19 protein-coding genes are annotated in these 22,444 nt (G+C 71.3%); 15 read left to right on the forward strand and 4 right to left on the reverse strand.

Annotated features, from left to right (window positions below; translation table 11 throughout):
• Window positions 1-122 precede the first annotated feature (122 nt).
• Entirely contained in the window at window positions 123-1,799 is a 1,677-nt protein-coding gene (locus ACQEVS_RS25620; protein ID WP_433023919.1) for an FG-GAP-like repeat-containing protein, read from the forward strand.
• A gap of 191 nt (window positions 1,800-1,990) precedes the next feature.
• Here the strand turns inward: ACQEVS_RS25620 and ACQEVS_RS25625 are convergent, their stop codons facing one another.
• The 3 genes from ACQEVS_RS25625 to ACQEVS_RS25635 are packed head-to-tail and all read right to left on the reverse strand — an operon-like array spanning window position 1,991 to window position 5,397.
• Window positions 1,991-2,656: a hypothetical protein gene (locus ACQEVS_RS25625; protein WP_433023921.1), complete on the reverse strand. Its 666-nt coding sequence runs from the start codon at window positions 2,654-2,656 to the stop codon at window positions 1,991-1,993.
• Between the two features lie 48 nt (window positions 2,657-2,704).
• Window positions 2,705-3,622, reverse strand: a complete 918-nt coding sequence (locus ACQEVS_RS25630) for a hypothetical protein (protein WP_433023923.1) — start codon at window positions 3,620-3,622, stop codon at window positions 2,705-2,707.
• Window positions 3,619-5,397 carry a hypothetical protein gene (locus ACQEVS_RS25635; protein WP_433023925.1) on the reverse strand — a complete coding sequence of 593 codons (1,779 nt, stop codon included), beginning with the start codon at window positions 5,395-5,397 and terminating at the stop codon, window positions 3,619-3,621. The genes ACQEVS_RS25630 and ACQEVS_RS25635 overlap by 4 nt, the downstream gene beginning before the upstream one ends.
• A gap of 65 nt (window positions 5,398-5,462) precedes the next feature.
• Here ACQEVS_RS25635 and ACQEVS_RS25640 point away from each other — a divergent pair, with 65 nt between their 5' ends.
• Window positions 5,463-6,209 (forward strand): NUDIX hydrolase, encoded by a 747-nt coding sequence (locus tag ACQEVS_RS25640; RefSeq protein ID WP_433023927.1) that lies wholly within the window; start codon window positions 5,463-5,465, stop codon window positions 6,207-6,209.
• A gap of 135 nt (window positions 6,210-6,344) precedes the next feature.
• Here the strand turns inward: ACQEVS_RS25640 and ACQEVS_RS25645 are convergent, their stop codons facing one another.
• Complete coding sequence (locus ACQEVS_RS25645; protein WP_433023929.1) at window positions 6,345-6,773, reverse strand: hypothetical protein; 429 nt, start codon at window positions 6,771-6,773, stop codon at window positions 6,345-6,347.
• An 888-nt stretch (window positions 6,774-7,661) separates the two neighbouring features.
• Here ACQEVS_RS25645 and sbnA point away from each other — a divergent pair.
• The 13 genes from sbnA (at window position 7,662) to ACQEVS_RS25710 (ending at window position 22,439) form a co-directional block, all read left to right on the forward strand.
• A complete protein-coding gene (gene sbnA, locus ACQEVS_RS25650) occupies window positions 7,662-8,705 on the forward strand; it encodes a 2,3-diaminopropionate biosynthesis protein SbnA (protein WP_433023931.1) in 1,044 nt (347 codons plus the stop codon).
• Window positions 8,699-9,733 (forward strand): 2,3-diaminopropionate biosynthesis protein SbnB, encoded by a 1,035-nt coding sequence (sbnB, locus tag ACQEVS_RS25655; protein ID WP_433023933.1) that lies wholly within the window; start codon window positions 8,699-8,701, stop codon window positions 9,731-9,733. The genes sbnA and sbnB overlap by 7 nt, the downstream gene beginning before the upstream one ends.
• Window positions 9,711-10,658, forward strand: coding sequence for an ACP S-malonyltransferase (locus ACQEVS_RS25660; protein ID WP_433023935.1), 948 nt, complete (start codon window positions 9,711-9,713; stop codon window positions 10,656-10,658). Before sbnB ends, ACQEVS_RS25660 begins: the two co-directional genes overlap by 23 nt.
• Window positions 10,659-10,675: 17 nt before the next feature.
• Window positions 10,676-11,419, forward strand: a complete 744-nt coding sequence (fabG, locus tag ACQEVS_RS25665; RefSeq protein ID WP_433023937.1) for a 3-oxoacyl-ACP reductase FabG — start codon at window positions 10,676-10,678, stop codon at window positions 11,417-11,419.
• Between the two features lie 41 nt (window positions 11,420-11,460).
• Window positions 11,461-11,772: a phosphopantetheine-binding protein gene (locus tag ACQEVS_RS25670; RefSeq protein ID WP_433023939.1), complete on the forward strand. Its 312-nt coding sequence runs from the start codon at window positions 11,461-11,463 to the stop codon at window positions 11,770-11,772.
• Entirely contained in the window at window positions 11,741-12,322 is a 582-nt protein-coding gene (fabZ, locus tag ACQEVS_RS25675; RefSeq protein ID WP_433023941.1) for a 3-hydroxyacyl-ACP dehydratase FabZ, read from the forward strand. The genes ACQEVS_RS25670 and fabZ overlap by 32 nt, the downstream gene beginning before the upstream one ends.
• Window positions 12,309-14,474 (forward strand): GNAT family N-acetyltransferase, encoded by a 2,166-nt coding sequence (locus ACQEVS_RS25680; RefSeq protein ID WP_433023943.1) that lies wholly within the window; start codon window positions 12,309-12,311, stop codon window positions 14,472-14,474. Before fabZ ends, ACQEVS_RS25680 begins: the two co-directional genes overlap by 14 nt.
• A 93-nt stretch (window positions 14,475-14,567) precedes the next feature.
• The gene (locus ACQEVS_RS25685) at window positions 14,568-15,605 is read left to right on the forward strand and encodes an aminomethyl transferase family protein (protein WP_433023945.1); all 1,038 of its coding nucleotides are present in this window, start codon (window positions 14,568-14,570) and stop codon (window positions 15,603-15,605) included.
• Between the two features lie 2 nt (window positions 15,606-15,607).
• Entirely contained in the window at window positions 15,608-18,028 is a 2,421-nt protein-coding gene (locus ACQEVS_RS25690) for a beta-ketoacyl synthase N-terminal-like domain-containing protein (RefSeq protein ID WP_433023947.1), read from the forward strand.
• Entirely contained in the window at window positions 18,025-19,038 is a 1,014-nt protein-coding gene (locus ACQEVS_RS25695) for an ABC transporter ATP-binding protein (protein ID WP_433023949.1), read from the forward strand. Before ACQEVS_RS25690 ends, ACQEVS_RS25695 begins: the two co-directional genes overlap by 4 nt.
• Window positions 19,038-20,234: an ABC transporter permease gene (locus ACQEVS_RS25700; RefSeq protein ID WP_433023951.1), complete on the forward strand. Its 1,197-nt coding sequence runs from the start codon at window positions 19,038-19,040 to the stop codon at window positions 20,232-20,234. Before ACQEVS_RS25695 ends, ACQEVS_RS25700 begins: the two co-directional genes overlap by 1 nt.
• Window positions 20,235-20,880: 646 nt before the next feature.
• Window positions 20,881-21,219: a hypothetical protein gene (locus ACQEVS_RS25705; protein ID WP_433023953.1), complete on the forward strand. Its 339-nt coding sequence runs from the start codon at window positions 20,881-20,883 to the stop codon at window positions 21,217-21,219.
• Window positions 21,216-22,439, forward strand: a complete 1,224-nt coding sequence (locus ACQEVS_RS25710) for a hypothetical protein (RefSeq protein WP_433023955.1) — start codon at window positions 21,216-21,218, stop codon at window positions 22,437-22,439. Before ACQEVS_RS25705 ends, ACQEVS_RS25710 begins: the two co-directional genes overlap by 4 nt.
• The last annotated feature ends 5 nt before the right edge of the window (window positions 22,440-22,444 follow it).

The raw sequence follows: 22,444 nt of genomic DNA on the forward strand, positions 1-22,444 counted from the left end.
CTGGGGTGCCGGGCCAAGCCACCTCACCGAGAACGCACACCGGCTTGCCGAATTCCGTCGGAGCAGACGAGGGTGACAGATGGACGCGAGAAGACGCCCTCCGCTTCTGGACTCCTGAGCGCATGGCTGCCGCGACCGATCCCGGACCTTTCGGTGAGGAGGCTCCGGCCCCCAACCCATCGCTGGTGAAGCCAGGTTCCAAGAAGCCGTTGCCGAAGCCCAGGGGCCCTCGCCAGGGAATCACGCACGAGGACTCCCACCACTTCGGAGGTATCAAATCGGTTGGCGCGCTCTACACGAGTGAGAAGGCCAAGACCCATCACTGCACAGCCTTCGTGGTGGATAGCCCAGGACGCGATCTCATCCTGACCGCGGGGCATTGCAAGGGCGGCAACGGGATGTTCATCCCCAAGTACGACAAGACGAAGCCCCTCAAACAGCAGCCTTATGGCTTCTGGATCGTCAACAAGTGGTACTGGGACGGCAACTTCCAGGCGGACACGTCAAGGGACGTATCCGACCTGGACTTCGCATTCGGCCGTGTTGACAAGTACGACGGCAAGAACATCCAGGACGTCGTCGGCGGCAACACCCTGCAGAGGACCTCGGGAGCCAAGCACCACGTGACGGTCATCGGGTACCCGATGACGAAGTATGACCCCGCCGACACGGCGATCAAGTGCAATACCCAGACCGGCGCTCTCCCGGGCTTCAACCAGATGCGCATCGACTGCGCCGGCCTCTGGGGCGGTGTCTCGGGTTCTCCGTGGTTCGCGTCGGTGGATTATGACCGCGGTGTCGGGACGGTCATCGGTAACGTGGGGGGTGCCAACAACGGCGGGCCCAATGTAGGAGCTGACAACCCGCTGTACAACCGCCTGACCTACAGCCCGATGTACATGGACCGGCTCTTCCTGCTGTACGAGGACGCCAAGAAGAACAGCGACGCCGGCCACGGCTCGTACCGCCAGCCCACGCCGCCGTACTCCGTCGGCACAGCAGCTACCTGGAAGCACGCCAAGCTCATGGCGGCCGGAGACTTCAACGGCACCGGCATGAGCGACCTGGTCGTCGTCTGGACGGATGGCGAGGTCACCCTCTACAACAGCGACCGCAACGGCGACTTCGCCTCCGAACGCCAGTTGACGTCGAAGAACGGCACCTGGGCCGATGCTCAGGCCGTCACCGCCGGCGACTTCGGTGGCGACAGTCAGTTCGACCTCCTGGCTGTCTGGCCCAACGGGCAAGTCGAATTGTTCACGGACATCGGCCGCAACGGCCTGGGCAATTCCAAAGAGATGGCTCCCAAAGGATCCATCTGGTCACACGCCATGTCGATCGCCGCGGGCCGGTTCAACGCCGACAAGTACGTCACGGACCTGATGGTGCGCTGGTCGGACGGCGAACTCACGCTCTACACCAACGTCAGTCCCGGTACGTTCGGCCAAGAGCATCAGCTCAAAGACCCCAAGAAGACGGACACTTGGAAGCACGCCAAACTGCTCACCGCAGGCGAGTTCTCGGGCAATTCCAAGTGGGATCTTCTGGTGAGCTGGACGGACGGCGAGGTCGACAGCTACGTCGGCACCACCACCTCGGCCCTGGGCGGCGAGCACCGCTTGCTGGACCCCAACGGCACGTGGGAGCACAACATGGCGATGACCACAGGCAGGTTCGTGTCCGGTGACCGGACCAACGACTTGCTGATCCGCTGGTCGGACGGTGAGACCACGATTTACAACAACACGCAGCCCGGCCGCCTCGGCACGGAGAACACATTGGTGTATCCGGTGATGTAAACCTCTGAGCACGCCCGGGGGTGTACGGATGGTCTCCGTACACCCCCTCGACTGCGTGCGAAACCAGCCCCCCGAGATTTCCATGGCCCGGCCTGGGGTGATGCGGCGTGCCTGTCCGAGGCGAAGGAACAGACGAGGGCTGGCACATCGCCGGTCAAGTGGGTCACCACGATGGCGGATGTCGCACGGCGTCAAGGCTGGAGTGCCGGGCGTGCGGGGGAGCTGTTCGTCCAGGCTGTGTCGAATTGCTCCAGTGCTATGGAGTAGAGGAGACCGGGGGCCTGGACGTATAGGCAGGGTGAGTTCCTTCCGTGAGCGGAGCTGCTGTAGAAGGTGAGGTAGGCGGCCTGGTCCGTCGCGATCACGCGGCAGGTGTGGGGCAGGTCGAAGCTGTGGAGGTCGACGTGGTGGAGGTCGCGGGTCGCGTGGGCCAGGTACTCCGTGTTCGCCCGGACCTGGCTCCTGAGCAGGCCGGGGGAGTAGCCGGGATCGAACCGGCACAGGTCCCGGGAGCGCCGGTCGAGCCAGGAGTCGCCTGGGGCGTCCGGGTCGGGCAGGAGTACCCGGACGAATTCGGGGGCCAGTTCGCCCGACCAGAGGGGTGAGAAGGTCTCGCGCGTGAGGAGGTTTCCGCGCCCCGCCAGGACCTTGACCCAGCGGGCCCGGCGCAGGTCGCGGGTGATGTCTTGTTCGGCGGACGACTGACGGCGGTACACGCGGCCGAGCCCGGTTCCGGTCCAGCGGGAGCAGACGGACACCACCCACCACAGGGGGCGTGAGCCGCGGAGGAGGCCGAGGACGAGTACGGTCGCGCTGGCTGCCAGGGAACTGAGGATCCCTAGAAGGAAAGCGGTCATGCGAGCCATCTCCCTTGGGGCGGGTGGTGCGCGTTTCCGGGCTCGCGGTCAGCGGAGGTGGGTAAGCAACCGCGCCAGGACGTACGCGGCGTTCCTGGCCGCCAGTTCGTGGTACGCGTGGCCCTTGTTCTCGTCGGCGTTGTCGGACACGCCCCGGATGACGATCCAGCCGGGATTGTGCTCGCCGGATACGGAGTTCTCCTGCCAGTACTGGCTCAGTCCTCCGGCTTCCATGTCCACCGCCAGGATCTTCTCGTGGTAGGTCTTGAGGTAACGCCGTTCCTCGGCGTCGCTGTCGGCGATGACCGCTTCGCCGGAGCCGATCACCCCCGGGTGGACCTCGAACTGCTCGGCGGCGTATGCGGGCAGTCGGCCGTTTATGCGCGCCGGGTTTCCGTGTTCGGTGAAGAAGGCGTTCATGGCGTGGACGACCGCCGCCGGAGCCTGCCGGTGCTCGCCGCGACGGCGGACGTCGCCGTTCGGATTGATCTTGCGGTTCTCGTAATAGACGATGTCGGTGGAGACGATGACGTTGCCGACGCGGGCGTACTCGTCGTGGATACCGCCGCCCACGCCGACCAGGACCCAGAGTCGGGGATCGTAATGGTGACGGAGGTTGCTCAGCGCGGCCATCGCCGAACGCTGTCCCTGGCTCTGGCTCTGGGTGGCCACGATCCGGAGGGGTGAATGCGATGTGCCGTATTCGCCCTCGTAGAAGTACAGGCCATTGGGCTTCTTCCGGCGTTCGAGCCGCAACTCGTCTTTGACCGCGCGTAGTTCCTCGCTGAGGATGGTCACCACTCCGACATCCCACATCGTGGCCCGCGCGTCGGCGGGTGCGTAAGGAGCGGGAGTTGGCGTGTTGGGGGACGCGGCGGGAGCTGATACGTGGGCGTGGTCCCCGATGGCGTTGTTGCTGAAGTTGTTGTTGTTTCCGTGGCTGATGATGCCTCGGTTGTCGATCATTGACTTCCTCCGCCATTGGCGTTGTTGGGACTGGCCGACTGGTCCGCCGTGCCACCGACTTGAGCCGCCTCCCCGACGGCATTGTTATTGAAGCTGTTGTTGTCACCGAAGTTGAAGATGCCGCTGTTGATGATTTTCAGTGCACGGTCGTCGAAGGCGGAAGTGTCCACCCCTCGGGCGGAGAGGAAGTCGCCGGCGGCCCGGAGCAGCCGCTCCTCTATGGTCTTCATCCGGCCCAGGATGTCGCTCTTCTCCAGCTGGACTTTGGACCACGCCTGAGACGATTCCTCGCGTATGCTCACGCGGCTGCCGATCAGGACGTTGCGGATCGGTGTCGAGGTGAGGTCATGGGGGAGGACGGCGGCCTTGGCCACGGCGTAGAAGTAGCGGACGACCCGCCATGCGCGCTGGATCTCCAGAGGGAGGGCGGACAGCTCACGGAACGCCGCCCATACGACGGCCACGGCTCCGTGCTGGCCGAATTCGTCCGTTCGTTGGAACGACCGCGGCGTGTGGGCGAGGACGCAGGCCGCGGTGGAGATAATCAGAGTGCGGCCACGCAGGCTCACATGCAACAGAACCGTCGCGACGAACTCCGAGCCCTCCACGGGTGTGGTCACTTCGAGGAAGTGGTGCTGCCGGGTCCCCGGCGTGTTGATGACGGCGCGAAGGCCGGCCTCGTCGAAGCCCTGGGGGAGGAGGGAGGGGTCCACCGCGACGTCGGTCTCCGCCACGTAGACGCGGTCGCGAACCTGGGTGGGAAGCCGGACGTCCACGCTGTCGGTGTCCAGCAGGCGTACGGCATCCCGAAGGTGGTCCACCAGTTCGTGTGCCTGGAACGGGGGTACGACATGCTCTCGCTCGTGCAGTGGCTCCTTGTCGTCGCCGGGGCGCAGCAGCTGGATGTTCATCGGCGGGTTCCACTGGTAGACGAGTTCTCCCGCGCCGATGAACGGTGACTTGTCCCCGAAGAGCGTGAACATGGTGAGGTCGTCCTCGTCCTCGCGTTCCTCCTCGCTGTGGCGTGGGCGGCGGTAGACGGTGCACACGTGGCGCTGCTGTGCGTCGGCCGCCCGTTGCCGGCCGGACAGGTGCGTGGGGCGGAGGGTCGGCGCGCGTCGTATGCGGTTGAGCATCAGCTGGCGTGTGGCTCCGACGCCGAGGTACATGAGCACGATGCCCGCGGCCACGTGGAGAGCGGTCGCGGCGTGGTCCGGATGCACGAGGGCGACGGTCAGGCCGGTCAGGCTCAAGGAGAGCGCGGTGACGCCGACGCGTCTGAACGCGCGCTGCCTTCTCGGATCGATCGGGCGTGTGAGCGGCCAGAAGTGGGTCTGGGGGTCCGGTGTCGTGCTCGGGCGGCGGCGTCGGCGGGTGCGCCGGGGCTTCGGCGTCCAGTCCGCGTCGCGGATCATGAGGGCGCGGTGCAGCAGCCACAGCAGGGCGAGGCCGCACGCGAGCAAGATGGTGACCGGCGCGGCACCCGCGCAGGCCGGCACGACCACCGACCCCAGCAGTGTCATGCGGAGGAGCGCGGTCAGCGCGGCGGCCCGCCAGGCGTGGCGCATGACGGGAACGATGTCGAACCCGTACGACGGGGCGACCCGTCGGTACGGCTTGGTGCACACCTCGTTGATCACGAGGTCGCGGAACCACTCGTCGACGTATACGCCCGAGCACAAGTGACGGGTGGCCGCGGTCGGCTCGCCGGTCACTTTCTTGGCCGGTGGTGCGGACGGTGCGACTGGTGCTGGTGGCGCATGGGACGTGGTCATGACCTTGCCCTCGCCTAGTAGCGTTATGGTCCGTGAGACCATAAGTCCCGGGGGAGTTCAAGTCAATGAGACCTTTAGGGGCTGTGGTGGATGACTGGCTGAAAGACTCCGCTGAGGTGGAGGCGTCGTGGGTGACCGTGGACTTGGTCATCTTCACCCTCAGGGACGACGGGTTGCGGGTGCTCCTGATCGAGCGCGGGGTGGAGCCCTTCCTCGGGTGGCCCGCCCTGCCCGGCGGCTACGTCCAGAAGACGGAGACCCTGCGGCAGGGCGCGCTGCGCGAACTACGGGAGGAGGCCGGGATCGACGGCAGTCGGCTCCACCTGGAGCAGCTCGGCGCGTATGGGGACCCCGGGCGCGACCCCAGGGGAAGGGTGGTCACCGTCGCCTACCTCGCCCTGGGACCGGATCTTCCCCTTCCGGTGGGCGGTACCGATGCCAGGCACGCCTACTGGGCCGCTGTCCCTCAACCTGGTGTCGAGGCGCCTGACTTGGCGTTCGACCACTCGGTCATCCTCGCTGACGCCTTGGAGGAGATCCGGAGGAAGCTCGAGTACACCGCTGTCGCCACGGTCTTCTGCGGAGAGTCGTTCACTCTCAGCGAGTTGCGCACGGTCTACGAAGTGGTCTGGGGGCAGTGCCTGGACCCCAGTAACTTCCGTCGCAAGGTGCTCAAGACCGCCGGGTTCGTGGAGCCCACCGGAGAGCAGCGCTTGCCGCCGACCGGGCGTCCGGCCGCCCTCTACCGCAGGGGGAGTGCGTGGCCGCTCAGCCCGCCCTTGCTGCGCGGAATGGGGAATTCCGCAGAATAGGGAACATCGCATAGCCGCCGGCTGCGGGGGCGGCCGGCCTGGGCGAGATGCGCCGATCACGGTGTGGCCGCGGGAGGGCCGCCCGACTCCCGCCCGCCTCCCGGGCGCCCGTCCGTTCAGTCCTCGCCACCTTGGTCAGTCCTCGCCGCCTTGGCGCTCGCGTACCGCCCGCTCGATGAACTCCACCAGTTCCGCGTGGGAGTTGCCGGACCGCCCGGCCCCCGTGATGTCACCGGAGTGCAGGGCGATGAGGTAGCGGAGGCGGAGGGCTATCTCGTTGACGATCTCTTCTCTGCTTCGCTGGAGGAAGAGGGGGTCGACGCCGAAGTAGTCGGCCAGCGCTGATAACCGGGCGTCCGTGGTGGCCACTTGCTCGCCCTTGCGGAGTTTGCCGAGCGTCACGTGAGAGATGACCGTCTCGCCTGCCTCCTTGTTGACGGCGTCGGCGATGTGGCGGTCCGACGGCGGTTCCGTGCCGTCGGGGCCGCCTCGCGACCGCAGGTACTCCAGCTTTTGCGCCAGGGGCAACGAGGCGGCGGCGCAAGCGGAGTTCGCGTCTTTCATGACCACCTTTTTACTCGGTTGCCGACGGTTACCTATAGGTCTGGTCCAAAGCTGTGGGGATGGTCACCGGATATTGGTGACAATTTGGTCATGGAAGGTTGCCTTCCGGTTGGTAGGTGTAGGCGGGAGAGGGGAGGGGGCGTGGGTGGACTGTGGTGTTCCGCTTATGGGGCAACGGAGTTGACTGGCATTCAGCAGCGCGGCGGGTATCGACACCGTGTTGTGCCGCGCGGGCAGCGGTCGGTCGAATCTCAGGGCTCTGGCGGGCGGTGTCGCGAAGAAGTGGCACCTACTGTCTGGTTGACCGCTGAACGGATACTGACCGGTTGGTCTAATGCCGTCCGGGGCGATCTTGCATTCTCGGCCCGGACTGCCTAAGCTCACCGGCGTTAAGTGGGGTTAACAGCCTGACTCGCCACGCTCACCGGGTAACGGGAGCGTGCGGGAGTGGGCATACGGGGGAGAGTCTTGAAAGGTATCGGGCCGGAATCCGTCCTTACGGGGATTCCAGGGGGATGTGCCTCGATCAATGAGCGGCCGAACGGGGCCGGCCGGTGTCGTGTCCCGGCTGTGGAAGTTTTCCGTTCCGCTCGTGTTCACCGTTCTTGCGGGGCGCCGTCAACGCGCCCGCCGCACGCCGATCTCCTCGCGCCCGGCGCGGGGGGCTAACTCATCGCCGATCCGGGCCCGTTAGGGCGGCTTCGGCCTGCCCTGCGGCGCCCGGATTCGGCAGGAACTTCTCATCGGTCAAGTCGTCGTCGATCCGGTGTCGTCCGGTTGCGTCGCGTTGCCGAATTCCCACGCCGATTCGTGCTGCCCGCATGCCGACCGGCGTCCCGTGTTCACGACGTCATGCGGTCATTCGCCGCGCCAAGGGGGACCTTTCGCATGCTCACGCAAGCGATGCCGAGTCGAGGAATCGGGGGAGTGCTCGACACCATCGGCGGCACTCCTCTGATAGAACTCGACAGGATCTTTCCGGACCATCTGTTCCGCGTCTTCGCCAAGCTGGAGAAGTTCAATCCGGGCGGCAGCGTCAAGGACCGGGTGGCGCTCAACATGCTGCTGGGCAAGGTGAGTTCGGGTGAGCTGGTGCCCGGCCGGTCTGCGGTCGTGGAGTCCAGCTCGGGTAATCTGGCGATCGGTCTCGCTCAGGTCTGCCGGTATTTCGGGCTGCGGTTCATCTGCGTCGTGGATGCCAAGACGACGGAGCAGAACATCGCCATCATCCGCTCCTACGGGGCGGAGGTGGAGGTCATCACCGAGCCCGATCCGGCGACCGGTGAGTATCTTCCGAGTCGTATTCGGCGGGTGCGGGAACTGGTGCGGACCGTGCCCGACGCCTACTGGCCCAACCAGTACGGGAATCCGCTCAACGCCGCCGCGCACGAACTGACGATGCATGAGATCGTGGAGGCGCTGGACGGCCGTCTGGACTACCTGTTCTGCGCGACGAGTTCATGTGGCACACTTCGTGGCTGCGCCGACTACGTAAGGAAGTCGGGACTGTCCACGAAAATCGTCGCGGTGGATGCCGTGGGCAGTGCGATATTCGGCGGGCAGTCGCCAACCACCAGGCTTCTGCCGGGACATGGCGCCGCCCTCCGGCCCGCCTTGTTCGACCCGCGGGCGGCGGACCACGTGGTGCACGTGTCGGACCTCGAATGCGTGAGCATGTGCCGGCGCCTGGTCGACCGCGAGGCCATTCTGGCCGGCGGCTCTTCCGGGGCGGTCATCGCGGCCGTCGACCGGATGCGCGACGCGATACCGGACGGTGCCCGGGTCGCGGTCGTCTTCCCGGACAGCGGCGAGCGTTATCTGGAGACCATCTATTCGGATTCCTGGGTCGCCCGGAAATTCGGTGACGTCTCCCATCTGTGGCAAGAGAACCCGGGCCCGGTGCCCGAGACCGTAGGAGCAATTCCGTGCTGATCGCCAGACACGCCGACGTCCACGAGGTGCTCGCCGGACGCGAGGAGGAGATCCTCGCGCTCGTCCAGGAGACCTACGGGGTCCACGAGGACGGCCGCACCGCCGTCCCGCACTCGACCTTCCTCCGCTTCCCCGGCGACGACCGCAACCGCATCATCGGGCTGCCCGCGTTCGCCGGCGGCGACCACCCGGTCGCCGGCATGAAGTGGATCGCCTCCTTCCCCGGGAATCTCGACGAGGGACTGCCGCGCGCCAGCGCCGCCATCGTGCTGAACTCCCTGGAGAACGGCTTCCCGGTGGCCCTCCTGGAGGGTTCGCAGATCTCCGCGAAGCGCACGGCCGCGAGCGCCGCCCTCGCCGCCCGGCTGCTCACCGAGGGCGACGAGCCCACCGGCGTCACCCTCGTGGGCGGCGGCGTCATCAACACCGAGGTGCTCCGCTTCCTCCTGGTGGCCCTCCCCACGCTGCGCGAGGTCACGGTCTTCGACCTCGACGCCGGGCGCGCCGAGGCGTTCGCCGCCCGCTGCCGCGAGCTGGGCCCGGAGCTGACGGTCGACGTCGCCACCGACCGTCCCACCGCGCTCGCCCGGCACGGCCTGGTCTCCCTCGCCACCACCAGCGGCACCCCCCACCTCGGCTCCGACGAACTGCGGCCCGGCACCGTGGTGCTGCACGTCTCGCTGCGCGACCTGCACCCCGAGGTGATCCTCGGCGCGCAGAACATCGTGGACGACGCCGACCACGTCTGCCGCGAGCGCACCTCCCTGCACCTCGCCGAACAGGAGGCGGGCCACCGCGAGTTCGTCGACGCGAGCATCGGCGCCCTCGTCCGCGGCACCGTGCCGTTCACCCGCGACCCCGGGCGGATCACCGTCTTCTCGCCGTTCGGCCTGGGCATCCTGGACATGGCGCTGGCCGAGTACGTCCGCGCGCAGGCCGCCGAGCGCGGTCTCGGCGTACAGATCGAGGGCTTCCTCGGGCACGGCGTGACGGGCTCCGGCCACGGTGCGACGGGATCCGGACGGTGAGCGGCGGCCCCACGGCGTCCTCGCCCTCTTCCCCGGCCAGGGCAGCCAGGTCCCCGGCATGGGCCGGGCCTTCGCCACCGCCCGCCCGGAGGCGGCGGCCGTCTTCGACGAGGCGTCGGACGCGCTCGGCCTCGACATGCGCGCCCTGTGCTGGGACGCCCCGGCGCCCGAACTCGCCTCGACGGACAACGCCCAGCCGGCCCTGCTGACCGCCTCGGTCGCGGCCTGGCGGGTGCTGGCGGCCGAGGGCGCGGCCGCGGCCGCCGCCGCGGGCCACAGCGTCGGCGCCGTGGCCGCCCTGGTGGCCACCGGGCGGCTGGAGTTCGCCGACGCCGTGCGCCTGGTCCGGCTGCGCGGCGAGCTCATGGCCGCCGCACCCGGCAAGGGCGGCATGTGCGCCGTCCTCGCCACCGGTGACGACCGCGAGAAGGCGCTGGCCGAGGCCGCCGAGCGCGGCCTGGACATCGCCGCCGACAACAGCCCGCGCCAGTTCGTCGCCTCCGGCGACCTGGCCGCGATCGAGGAGTTCGCAGCGGCCGTCGGCGCCCGCGCCAAGCCGCTGGAGGTCTCGCACGCCTTCCACAGCCGGCTCATGGCGCCCGCCGCCGCCGACTGGGAGGCGGCCGTCGCCGAGGCCCGGCTGCGGCCCGCCACCGCTCCCGTCGGGCTCATCACCACCGGCGCGTTCGGCACCGACGACGCCGCGGTGCGCCGCGACCTCGCCGACGCGCTGTGCGCGCCCGTCCGCTGGCGGGAGCTGATGGACGCGGCGGCCGGCCGGCCGGAGCCCGCCGCGCCGCTGGTGGCCGTGGGGCCCGCCAAGGCCCTCGTCGGCCTGGCCAAGCACTTCGCCGCCAAACCGCAGGTGTCCCTGGTGGACACGCCGACCTCCCTCACCGCGCTGCTGCGCCGCCTGGGGGCCTGACAACAGTGAGTACAGCCATGCAGTTCGAACCGTCCACCGTGGCCCTGGTCACCGGCGCCTCCCGGGGCATCGGCCGGGCCTGCGCCCTGGCCCTGGCCGAGGCCGGCTGCGACGTGGTCGTGCACTACGTCTCCCGGTCCGAGGCCGCCGAGGAAGTCGCGGCGCAGGTACGGGAGATGGGCCGCCGGGCGCTGGTGGTCCGCGCGGACGTCGGCGTCGAGGCCGAGGTCAAGGCGATGTTCCGGACCATCCGCGCCGAGTGGAAGCGGCTCGACGTCGTCGTCGCCAACGGCGGCATCACGGCCGACGGCTTCCTCGCCACCATGAGCCTCGACAAGTGGCAGCGGGTCATCGACACCAACCTCACCGGCGCCTTCCTCACCTGCCGCGAGTCGGTCAAGATGATGCACCGCACCGGCGGTTCGATCGTCCTGATGGGCTCCACCAGCGGCGTCACCGGCCAGCCCGGCCAGGCCAACTACAGCGCCAGCAAGGGCGGTCTGATCAGCCTCGGCAAGGGCCTCGCCCGCGAGGTCGCCGAGCGCGGGATCCGCGTCAACATCGTCGCCCCCGGGTTCACGGACACCGACATGGTGCGCGACATGCCCCCCGCGGTGCGCGAGCGGCTGATCGGCACGGTGCCCATGAAGCGCGCCGGCACCCCCGAGGAGGTGGCCTCGGCGGTCACCTTCCTGGCCTCGCCGGCCGCGAGCTACATCACGGGCAAGGTCCTCGTCGTCGACGGCGGACTCATCCCGTAACTCCCGGCAAGCCACCCACCACTAGACACAGGAGTACCGCCATGACCGCCACTTACGAGGAACTGCTGGCCACCGCCGAGGCGCGCACCGCCCTCAACAACCACGTCAAGACCCAGCTCGTGGAGAGCCTGGGCCTGGAGATCCGCCCCGAGCTGATCGGCGACGACCAGCCGCTGTTCGGCCGCGGCCTGGAGCTGGACTCGCTCGACACCCTGGAGATCGTCGTCATGGTCGAGGAGCAGCTCGGCGTGACGATCAGCGACGACGACCGCTCCGCCTTCGGCTCGGTCAACCGCCTCATCGACTTCGTCGTCGCCGACCGTGGCGAGATCCCCCAGGTGGAGGCGGCGTGACCACCCCCGGCTTGACCACCTCCGGCTCGACCACCCCCGGCGGGGCCGCCCCCGCCGCCCCACCCCCCTCAGCTTCGACGCCAACGCCATCCGGGCGCTGCTGCCGCACCGCTGGCCGATGCTGCTCGTCGACCGCGCCTACGACGTCATCCCGGGCAAGTCCGGCTACGGCATCAAGAACGTCACCATCTCGGAGCCGTACTTCGCCGGCCACTACCCGGACCAGTCGATCATGCCGGGCGTCCTCATCGTCGAGGCGATGGCCCAGCTGACGGCCGTCGTCTACGCCTCCGCGTGGCTCGCGGAAAGCCAGGAGAGCGGCGAGGCCGAGGTCGCGGCCCGGGTCGGCTACCTCGGGGCGATCCGGCAGATGAAGTTCAGCCGGCTCGTCGTGCCCGGCGACCGGCTCACGATGAAGGTCGAACTCGGCCGCGCCTTCGACCGGCTGACGCCCGTCACCGTGCAGGCCAGCGTCGACGGCGAGCTCGCCGCCAAGGGTTCGCTGACCGTCAGCGAACGCACCGCGGGGGACCCCAGTGGACTCCAGTGAGCTGGTGATCCGGCCCTACGAGGAGTCGGACGCGGCGGCGATCGCCGAGCTCTACAACCGCTACCCCGACGTCCCCAACCCGGTGGACCGGAAGCTCGACGCGGAGCTCGTCCGCGGCGAGCTGGCCGAGCGCGGCACGCGGCTGTTCCTCGTCGTCGAGGTGGACGGCGAGGTGCACGGCACCATCGGCTTCTTCCAGGGCAGCGTCCGCCGGGCGTACGCCCCGGGCGAGGTCTTCGGGGACATGTTCTTCCTGAGCCCCGCGCTGCGCGGCGGCTCGGTGGCCGGCCGGATCTTCTCGCAGGCCATCCGCACCCTGCGGCTGTCCGGCGTCGAGGTCATCCGGCTCACCGCCAACCCCGGCAACAAGCTGGCCTTCCCGCTCTACCGGCAGGTCGGCTGCAGTGTCACCGGTCCGGTGGAGGCCACCGAGGACGGCAACATCGAGCTGGTCAGCTACATGCCGCGGGTCATGGCACGGCTGCGCCGCGACTACGCCCACCTCATCCCGCAGTCGCTGCAACTGAACGCCAGCTGGCGGTACATGGTGGGCGGCGGGGACCGCGCCCTCGGCGACGACACCGAGGAGCTGGGCGGACGCACCGTCCTGCGCACGCGACTGGCCATCGAGGGCACGGTGTTCACCGTCCTGCTGGACCCCGAGGACGGCGAGGTGCTGCACGTCGGCACGGACCCGGACGAGACGCCGGCCCTGGCGCCCAAGTCCGCGCCCGAGCCGCCGGCCGTCAGCACGGTCGAGGCGGACGGCCTCCGCCTCGAACTGCACCACGGCGACGGCCGGATCGAGCTGCACGGAGCGGGTCACCTCGGCCCGCTGCTGCGCGAGACCTGGCCGGTCTTCGGCCCGCCCTACGTCACCGGCTTCCGCCGCGCCCTGCGGCGGGAGGACGGGCTGACGGTCACCCCGCTCGACGGCGGCTGGCTGGTCGCCGAGCGGCACCCCGAGGGCGTGCTGCACCGGGAGACCACGCTCGTCGGCGGCGTCCTGGAGAACCGTTTCCGCTGGGAGGGCGGCGAGCCGCCCGCCGGCACCCTGCGCACGCTCGTCGAAGGCGGCCTCCGCAAGGGGCTGCTGCTGACGGACGACGGCCAGGTGCCGGCCGGCCGCGGCCTGCACCCCGTCGACGCCACCGAGTTCGCCACCGCCGGTGCCGAACTCGCCCCGGGCGCCCGGGTCGGCTGGTGGGACGAGGAGTCCGCCACCGGCCTCGACGTCCGGCCGGGCGACGCCCGGGCCCGGCTCGTCACCGACGCGCTGCTGCTGCTGGACTTCGCCCCCGGGCACGGCCACGCCGTGGCGGTGGGCGCCGAGTGGCCCGGCGGTGCCCCCATGACCGTCGACGGCCTGGAACCGCTCGCACCGCGCACCCCGGAGACCGTTCAGGCCCCCGCCCCCCTGGGAGAGCGGGCGGACTGGACGGCCGGCCTGGTGGCCCGCCGGCCGGTCCACCGGGCCGCCGTCAGCGAGGACACGCTGCTGGTCAGCGCGGAGGCCGGCGGCATCGCCGCCTGGCGCTCGGCGGGCCGGTCCGTGCTGGCCACCCCGTTCCCCAAGGAACGCGTCTTCGGCAGCAACCCGCACTGGCGGGCCGGCCTCTGGGTCACCCGCCAGGGGCCGCGCGAGGACGCCGACCGCGGCCTCGGCTGGGGCGCGGAAGAAGCCGAGTGGCGCTTCGACGAGCCGGCGGGACGGCTGCGCTCGGCCGGTCTCGACTGGTCCGTCGAGGCCCCCGCCGCGGGCCCCGCCGACCGGCTGGGCATCGACCTGCGGGCCGAGCCGCGGGACGACGAGAGCGAGGCCGTCGTCTGGCTGACCCCGGCCGCCCCCAAACGGCCCGAGGTCCTGGTGCCCGGCCGCCCCGGCGACCTCTGGCTGATCCGGAAACCCGGCGCCTGGCAGCGCTGGACCGGCCGGCTCGCCCTTGGGCTGGCCGACGGCCGCTGGCTGGCGGTCGTCCCGCGGGACGGGCACGGCACCGAGATCCTCCACCGCAACACCAAGGCGGGACCGCTGCTCGGGCTGGTCGCCCGGCAGCCGCGCGGCACGGCCCTCGCGGCCGGCTGGTCGCTCGCCGTCCTGCCCGGCCCCGACGCCGCCGACGCGCTGCTCCGCACCGCCGCCGGCCGCTGAGACCGCCGCCCCGGGCCCAACCCCCGGCCCGGGGCGGCCCCCGACTTCGCACCACCCCCGACAACCCACACCCGAACACCCCAAGGAGACGACATGAGCAGCGCCACCCCGGAGACCGTCGCCGAGCAGTACGCGCACCTGCGCACCACCGTCGGCGTCTACACCCCGGGCGCCGGCCTGGTGGCCCTCGGCGGCCTGGAGCGCGGCGAGGTCCTCTCCGGCGCCCTGGCCCGCGACAGCGAGTACGTCGAGCCGGACACCGCCCGCGAGACCCTGATCCTCGACGAGGACGCCGGCGTCTGGGACGCCGTCACCCACATCGAACTCGACGACACCAGCTGGCTGCTCGCCCACTCCCGCGACGACCTGGCCGGCCTGCTGGAGAAGACGGCCGCCGACGCCGGCGTCCAGGACGTCGAGATCACCGACGCCGCCGCCGACCGCGTCGCCGTCGCCTTCGAGGGCCCCAAGTCCTGGCGGATCGCCGCCGACCTGCTGGACTTCGAGATCTCCAGCCTGGTGCTGCACGGCGCCACCACCGTCACCCTGCCGGGCGCGGACGGCGCCGAGGGCGTGCTCGCCCGCATCGGCACCACCGGCGAGTACGGCTACCTCCTGATCGCCCCGGCCGGTGCCGGCGCCGCCGAGTGGGTCGCCGCCCGCGCCGCCGAGCTGGACGGCGGCCCGGCCGGCGCCGAGGCCCTGCTGCGCGCCCGCACCGAGGTCCGCCACCCGCAGATCCCCGCCCAGTCCGAGGGCCTGACCGTCCGTGAGGCCGGCCTGGAGTGGCTGGTGAGCTGGGGCCGCGAGGACGAGTTCCGCGGCGGCGAGGCCCTGGCCGCCGCCGAGGAGGTCGGCCGCGGCCTGATCACCGTCCTCGCCGAGGCCGGGCAGGCGCCCGCCGCGGGCAGCCCGGTCGAGGCCGGCGGCCGCGCCGTGGGCACCGTCCACCTGGTCGCCCCGCTCGCCGGCACCGACCAGGAGATCGCCCTGGCGCTGCTCGACAAGCCCTTCGACGTGCCCGGCCTGGAGCTCACCGGCCGCACCGCCGACGGCGCCGCCGTCACGCTGCGCACCGCCGCCTCCCCGGTCGTCATCCCGCAGTCCTGGAACGAGCGGCTCGGAGCCTGACCATGCGCATCGTCATCACCGGCCTGGGCATGATCTCGGCCGTCGGCTCCACCGCCGACGAGTGCTGGAGTGCCATCCGGGCCGCCCGCAGCGGCATCGGCACGGTCACCGCGGTCGACACCACGGGCCTGATCACCACCCAGGGCGGCCAGTCGCCCGTCAAGGACGTCCCCGGCGTCGACCGCTGCCTGACACTGGCCGTCACCGCCGCCACCGAGGCCGTCGAACACGGCCGCCTCGCCGAGGCCGGCTACGACCCCGAGCGGGTCGGCGTCGTCATCGGCAGCAGCCTCGGCACCAGCCGCAGCGTCGGCACGTTCCACCAGCGGTGGATCCGCGACGGCCTGCGCAAGGCCGACGTCCGGCTCCTCAAGGGCTACGCCCTGCACAGCGTCGCCGACGCCGTCGCCGAGAAGCTGAGCCTGGCCGGCCCCCGTTCGCTGCTCTCCAACGCCTGCGCCGCCGGCGCCGTGGCCATCGGCTACGCGCTGGAGCTCATGTGGAGCGGCGAGGCCGACGCCGTGCTCGTGGGCGGCGTCGACCCGCTGGCCGAGCTGTCCTTCAACGGCTTCAACTCACTGGGCGCGCTGGACTCCGGCGGCTGCTCCCCCTACACCCGCTCCGAGGGCCTCAACCTCGGCGAGGGCGCGGGCTTCCTGCTGCTGGAGAAGGCGGACGCCGCCGCGGCCCGCGGCATGACCGCCATCGCCGAGGTGGCCGGCTACGGCCTCTCCGCCGACGCCTACCACCAGACCGCGCCGGACCCCGGCGGCGAGGGCGCCCAGCGCGCCATGGCCGCCGCCCTGCACAGCGCCGGGCACACCGTCGAGGACGTCGACTACATCAACGGCCACGGCACCGGCACCCCGACCAACGACAAGGTCGAGCCCAAGGCGATCAAGACGCTCTTCAAGACGCCGCCGCCGGTCAGCTCCACCAAGTCGATGATCGGCCACACCCTGGGCGCTGCCGGCGCGGTCGAGGCCGTGGTCTGCGCCCTGGCCGTACGCGACGGAGTGCTCCCGCCCACCGCCAACACCGGCGGCGCCGAGGCCCCCAGCGGCCTCGACATCGTCGCCGAGGCCGCGCGGGAGCAGGACGTCGACGTCGTCGTCTCCAACTCCTTCGCCTTCGGCGGCAACAACGCCGCCCTGGTGATCCGGCACCCCGAGCGCGTCACCACCGAGCCGCCGGCCGCCGCCGCGGCCGCCGCCGGCCGGGACGTCGTCATCACCGGCGTCGCGGGCATCGCGGGCACGGCCACCGGCAACGACCAGCTGTTCGCGGCCCTCGCCGAGGGCACGCCCGTCTACCAGGGCGAGGTCGACGTCGACGGCTACGGCACCCGCCGGGCCGGCACGGTCGACTTCAAGGCCATCGCCGCCGGCATCAACCCGGCCGTGCTCCGCCGGATGGACCCCACCAGCCGGCTGGCCGCGGCCGTCGTCGCCGAGCTGCACCGGGCGTACGGCAAGCCCAGCCGCCAGGAGGCCGCCCAGACCGGGCTGATCTTCGCCACCGGCCTGGCCCCGATCACCCCGGTCCAGGAGTTCGACAGCGGTGTGGTGCTCGCCGGCGGGCCCGCCGGCGCCAATCCGAAGTTCTTCCCGAACACGGTGGTGAACGCCGCCGCCGGGCACGTCGCCATCCTGCACCGCTTCAAGGGCATCACCGCCACCGTCTGCAGCGGCGGCACCAGCGCCCTGAGCGCCCTGCACTACGCCTACCGGCTGATCGCCCGCGGCGCCGCCGAGCGCATCGTCGTGGTCGTCGCGGACGAGTGCCCCGACGCCCTGGTCGCCGGGCACGTCAAGGTCCCGGGCTTCTTGGGGAGTTCGGACGTCCGTCCGTTCGCGGGCGGCGGCACGGTGCTGTCCGCCGGCGCGGTCGCCATCGCCCTGGAGTCCACCGACGCCGCCGAGGCGTCCGGCCGCCCGGTCCTGGGCCGGATCGCCGGCTTCGGGCTCACCGGCGACGACAGCGGCATCGCCGGCCTCCGGCCGGACGGCGCCGCGTGGGCCCGGTCGATGACCGAGGCGATCCGCGCGGCGGGCCTGACGCCCGAGGACATCGGCCTGGTCGCCTCGGCGGCCATGGGCCGCGCAGCCGTCGACGACGCCGAGATCGCCGCGCTCCGCGCCGGCGGCCTGGCGGAACGTCCCGTCACCGCGACCAAGTCGGTGTTCGGCGAGACCTACGGCTCCGCCCCGGGCCTGGCCCTCGCCGCCGCGCTGCGCGCGATGCACGACGGCGTGCTCCCGGGCACCGCCGGTGTCCCGGACGCGCCGGACGCACTGCCCGGCCTGATCACGCGGGGCGGACGTCAGGGGAGCGTCGACCACGCCCTGATCTCCAGCTTCGCCTACGGCGGCAGCTATGTGTCGCTCGTCGTCTCCAAGGCATCGAAGGGGGAGAACCGATGACCGTCACCGCGACGGCCACGCCGCCCGGCGTCCGGACGGACGACGTCCTCACCGCCACCGGCCTGGTCAAGAAGTTCGGCGACCGCGCCGTGGTGGACGGGGTCTCGCTGCGCGTCGGCACCGGCGAGATCCTCGGCTTCCTCGGCCCCAACGGCGCCGGCAAGTCGACGACCATCGCCATGCTGACCGGCGCCCTCAAGCCCGACGGCGGCACCATCCGGGTGGACGGCGCCGACTTCGCGGCCGGCCCGATGCGCGCCAAGGCGCTCATCGGCGTCGTCCCGCAGGAGATCGCGCTCTACCCGACGCTCAGCGCACGGCAGAACCTGACCTTCTTCGCGGGCGCCTACAAGCTCTCCCGCGCCGAACGCCGCGAGCGCATCGACTGGGCGCTCGACGTGGTCGGGCTCACCGACCGGGCCGGCGACAAGGTCGCGTCCTACTCCGGCGGCATGCAGCGCCGCGTGAACATCGCGGCCGCCCTGCTGCACATGCCCCGGCTGCTGTTCCTGGACGAGCCCACCGTGGGCGTGGACGCGCAGAGCCGCAACCAGATCTTCGAGACGGTGCTGCGCCTGCGCGCCGAGTTCGGCATGTCGGTGGTCTACACGAGCCACTACATGCCCGAGGTCGAGCAGCTCTGCGACCGCATCGTCATCGTCGACCACGGCAAGGTCCTCGCCGAGGGCACCCAGGAGGAGCTGCTCCGGCCGCTCGGCGCGGGTCTGCTCGAATGGGCGCCCACCCGCGAGGAACTGGAGCGGCTCCAGGGCGGCATGACGTGGCTGGAGAAGCGGTTCGCGGGCCACGGGCACCTCTCCGTGACCACGGCCGGGGACGGCACGTCCGTGCTGCGGATCCGGGTCAAGGACATGCCGACCACCCTCCGCGAGGTCTCCGACATCGCGGCCGGGACCGGCCTGGGCCTGGGCGGCATCCGGCTCGGCCGACCCGACCTCGAATCCCTCTTCCTCGACCTGACCGGCCGCCAGATCAGGGATGGTGCCTGATGTTTGCAATGATCCGTAAGGAGTTGCTGGTCCTGCTCCGGGACCGCGCCTCCCTGATCACCCTGTTCGTCTCCCCGATGCTCTTCATCACCGTGATGAGCCTCGCCCTGTCGAACTCCTTCGACACGCTCGGCTCCGCGCCGAAGATGAACATCGCGATCGTCGACCAGGACGGCGGCACCGCCGCCAAGAACGTCGTCAAGGCGCTCGGCGGCAGCGACGAACTGAAGGTCACCACCGGCCTGTCCGGCGACGCCGCGGACAAGCGGGTGCGCTCCGGCAAGGACTCGTTCGCCGTGGTCATCCCGGCCGGCTTCGAGAAGGAGGTGGAGAGCGGCCGGAAGCCGCACTTCTCCTTCGTGGTGGACCCCTCGTCGTCCCGCCAGGCCGTCGACCCGCTCCAGGCCGCCATCCGCAGCGCGGTGCTGACCGTCACCTCCAGCACCCGCACGGCGGTCTCGCTGGAGAAGCAGCGCGCCGCCGAGCACGACCCGGTCCGCAGGGCCCAGTTGCAGAAGCAGATCGACAAGATCGACGAGACGTGGAGCGGGGTGACCTCGACCAGCACCTTCCCCAAGGGCATGTCGGGCGTGAAGTACCCCTCGGTGTACCAGCAGAACGTCCCCGGCTACACCGTGATGTACGTCTTCTTCATCGTCACCGTCATGGCGGGCTCGATCATGATCGAGCGCCGTGAGGGCACCTTCCGACGGCTGCTGTCCGCGCCCGTCCCGCGCTGGCAGCTGCTGCTCGGCAAGGTGCTGCCGTACCTGTTCGTCGCGGTGGCGCAGGTGGGCGTGCTGATGGCCTTCGGCAAGCTCGTCTTCGGCATGGACCTCGGCGTCCACCCGCTCGCCCTGGTGCCCATCACCGTGGCGCTGGGCTGCTGCGCGGTGGCGCTCGGCCTGCTGCTGGCCTCGTTCGCCAAGAGCGAGTCCCAGGTCAACGGCATGGGCACGATCGTCATCCTGGTGCTGGCCGCGCTCGGCGGCTGCATGGTGCCCGGCGTCTTCATGCCGGAGTTCATGCGGAACATCGCCGAGTTCACCCCGCACGGCAAGGCGCTCAACGCCTTCCAGGAGGTCATGGTCAAGGGCGCCGACCTCCAGACGGTGCTGCCGGCCAGCGGCTTCCTGCTCGGCCTGGCCGCGCTGTTCTTCGTCCTGGCCGTACCGCGGTTCCGGTTCGTCAAGTGAGGCCCGCCGGGGGACGGACCGGAACGCTGTACGTCCGCCTCACCGCCGCCCCTCGGCTCCCACGCGACACCTTCGGCCGCCGCTCCAGCCCGTCCGGGCGGACGCTGCTCCGGGCGGCGGCAGAGGCGGTGGAGGCGGCAGAGACGCTGGAGGAGGTGGAGAAGGCGGAGGAGGGGGCGGCAGCGGCCGTGGCCACCGGCCTCCACGAGCCGCCGGAGCGGCTGCCGGACGGCCGCTGGCACTGGCCGGACTCCGGCTGGCGCGGCTCCGCCTCGCACACCGGCGCCCTGGGCCTGGCGGCCCTCGCCCGCGGCACCTGGGTCGGGGCCGACGTCCAGGAGCACCGCGAACGTCCGGCCGCCCTCCGCTGGCTGGCCCGCGTCCTGGGCCGGCCGCCCGGGTCGGCGGCCACGCTCCGCGAGTGGACCGAGGTCGAGGCCCTGCTCAAGGCCCGGGGCACGGCGGGCGTCCGGCCCGAACGGCTGGACCCGCTGCCCGCCTGGCGGCCGGGCTGGCGGGACGCGGGCGACGGGTGGTGGCTGTGGAGCGCCACCCTGACCGGCGCCCACGCCGGGACCTGGGTCGCGCTGGCGGCCCAAGTCCCGCTGTGCATCCGCCCGCTGCCGCCGGAGGGGCCGGGGGAGCGGTGGCCCGTACCGGAGTACGCGGCCGGGGGCATGCGCTGGTCCCGGAGCGCGTGGCCGGGGGGCATCCGCTGGTGCCGGCGGAGTACGTGCCCGCGGGGCACCCGCCCGTCCCCGAGCACGCCGTCGCCGTCGCGGGGCACCCCGAGCGCGCCACCGGGAGGCACTCCGAGCACGTCACCGGGTGGCACCCCGAGCACGTGCCCGGTGAACGCCCCGAGCCCCGCCACCCCGTCGGCGCCTCCGCTCCCACCCCCGCCCCTGCCCCCGCCCGCGCCTTCGCCCCCGCCCCCGACCCCGTCCCCGAAAGCCTCACCGGAACGAAAGGAACGCAGCGATGACCGCCGTCAGCCGCGCACGCCGCGCCGACGCCGGCTACAGCCGGCCGATCTCGCCCACCGAACGCGGGTATCTCGCCGGCGCGCTGGTGACACCCCCGATGGCCATCCAGATCTTCGTGGAGGGCCGGGGCGGCGTCACCGCCGAGGAGCTCCGGCGCGCCGTCGCCGTGGCGTCGGAGGCGTGCCCCGGCGCCCGTCTGGTCAAGCGGGGCAACCGCTGGGTGGACAGCGGGATCACCCCGCCCGTCGTCGAGACGGACGGCACCGCCCTCGACCGCCGGGCCTTCGACACGGCCGGCAGTGAGGTGCTGCGCCGCCCGTTCAGCCCGGTCAAGGGCCCCAACTGCGAGGTGCTGCTGCTCTCCGGCGAGCCCGCCACGATCGTCTTCCGGGCCTTCCACGCGGTCATGGACGGCAAGGGCGTGATGACCTGGGCGCAGGAGGTCTTCCGCGCCCTGCGCGGCGAGGAGCCCGAGGGCGCGCCGTCGGTGGAGACCGAGTCGGGCGTCGTCAAGCGCTTCGGCACCGCCGCGCCCGCCCCGGGCCCGGCCCCCGAGTGCCGCAACCCCTTCGACCGGCTGCCCGCCGGCCAGGACACCGGGGCCGCCTCCGACGTGCCCTGGGTGTGGCGCCGGAGGACCGTCGAGGGCAACCACAACGCCGTGGTGGCCAGGACGGCCGCCGCGATGTGCGCGCTGATGCCGGACGAGGACTGCCGCTTCATGGTCCCCGTCAACATCCGCCGCCACGACCCGTCGATCGCGTCCACGGCCAACCTCAGCCTGCCGCTGTTCGTCGACGTCCCGGCCGGCGCCGGCCGGGCGCAGATCCAGGGGCGGCTGCTGCGGGCCATGTTCGAGCGGCAGGAGCTGTCGTCGATCGGCGCGTTCCCCGTCACGTCGTCCGGCATGGCGCCCACGCTGGGCGCGGCCCGGGCGACCCGGGAGCAGCGGCAGACCTACCCCTGCACGCTGGTCGTCTCCGACCTGGGCAAGGTCGACGTGGACGCGCTCTCCGGCGGCGGCTTCACGGCCGTGACCGCGTACTCGCTGCCCATGCACGTGCCGTACGCCCCGGCCTTCCTCACCGTCTACCAGCCGCCGGGCCGCACCGAGATCGGCCTCTCGTGCCGCAACGAACCCGGCATGGCGGCCAGGGCGGACGCCCTGCTCGACCTGATCGAAGAAGAACTGACCGGTCTGCCGGCCCGGACCGGCTGACGAAG

The sequence above is a fragment of the Streptomyces sp. CA-181903 genome (assembly GCF_050937075.1).
Lineage (GTDB): Bacteria > Actinomycetota > Actinomycetes > Streptomycetales > Streptomycetaceae > Streptomyces.

Coding starts and splice junctions, on each gene's coding strand:
- ACQEVS_RS25695 (WP_433023949.1), top strand. CDS start 18,025: ATGACCGTCACCGCGACGGCCACGCCGCCCGGCGTCCGGACGGACGAC.
- ACQEVS_RS25670 (WP_433023939.1), top strand. CDS start 11,461: ATGACCGCCACTTACGAGGAACTGCTGGCCACCGCCGAGGCGCGCACC.
- ACQEVS_RS25690 (WP_433023947.1), top strand. CDS start 15,608: ATGCGCATCGTCATCACCGGCCTGGGCATGATCTCGGCCGTCGGCTCC.
- ACQEVS_RS25630 (WP_433023923.1), bottom strand. CDS start 3,622: ATGATCGACAACCGAGGCATCATCAGCCACGGAAACAACAACAACTTC.
- ACQEVS_RS25625 (WP_433023921.1), bottom strand. CDS start 2,656: ATGACCGCTTTCCTTCTAGGGATCCTCAGTTCCCTGGCAGCCAGCGCG.
- ACQEVS_RS25635 (WP_433023925.1), bottom strand. CDS start 5,397: ATGACCACGTCCCATGCGCCACCAGCACCAGTCGCACCGTCCGCACCA.
- ACQEVS_RS25645 (WP_433023929.1), bottom strand. CDS start 6,773: ATGAAAGACGCGAACTCCGCTTGCGCCGCCGCCTCGTTGCCCCTGGCG.
- ACQEVS_RS25700 (WP_433023951.1), top strand. CDS start 19,038: ATGTTTGCAATGATCCGTAAGGAGTTGCTGGTCCTGCTCCGGGACCGC.
- ACQEVS_RS25620 (WP_433023919.1), top strand. CDS start 123: ATGGCTGCCGCGACCGATCCCGGACCTTTCGGTGAGGAGGCTCCGGCC.
- ACQEVS_RS25685 (WP_433023945.1), top strand. CDS start 14,568: ATGAGCAGCGCCACCCCGGAGACCGTCGCCGAGCAGTACGCGCACCTG.
- sbnA (WP_433023931.1), top strand. CDS start 7,662: ATGCTCACGCAAGCGATGCCGAGTCGAGGAATCGGGGGAGTGCTCGAC.
- ACQEVS_RS25710 (WP_433023955.1), top strand. CDS start 21,216: ATGACCGCCGTCAGCCGCGCACGCCGCGCCGACGCCGGCTACAGCCGG.
- fabG (WP_433023937.1), top strand. CDS start 10,676: ATGCAGTTCGAACCGTCCACCGTGGCCCTGGTCACCGGCGCCTCCCGG.
- ACQEVS_RS25640 (WP_433023927.1), top strand. CDS start 5,463: ATGAGACCTTTAGGGGCTGTGGTGGATGACTGGCTGAAAGACTCCGCT.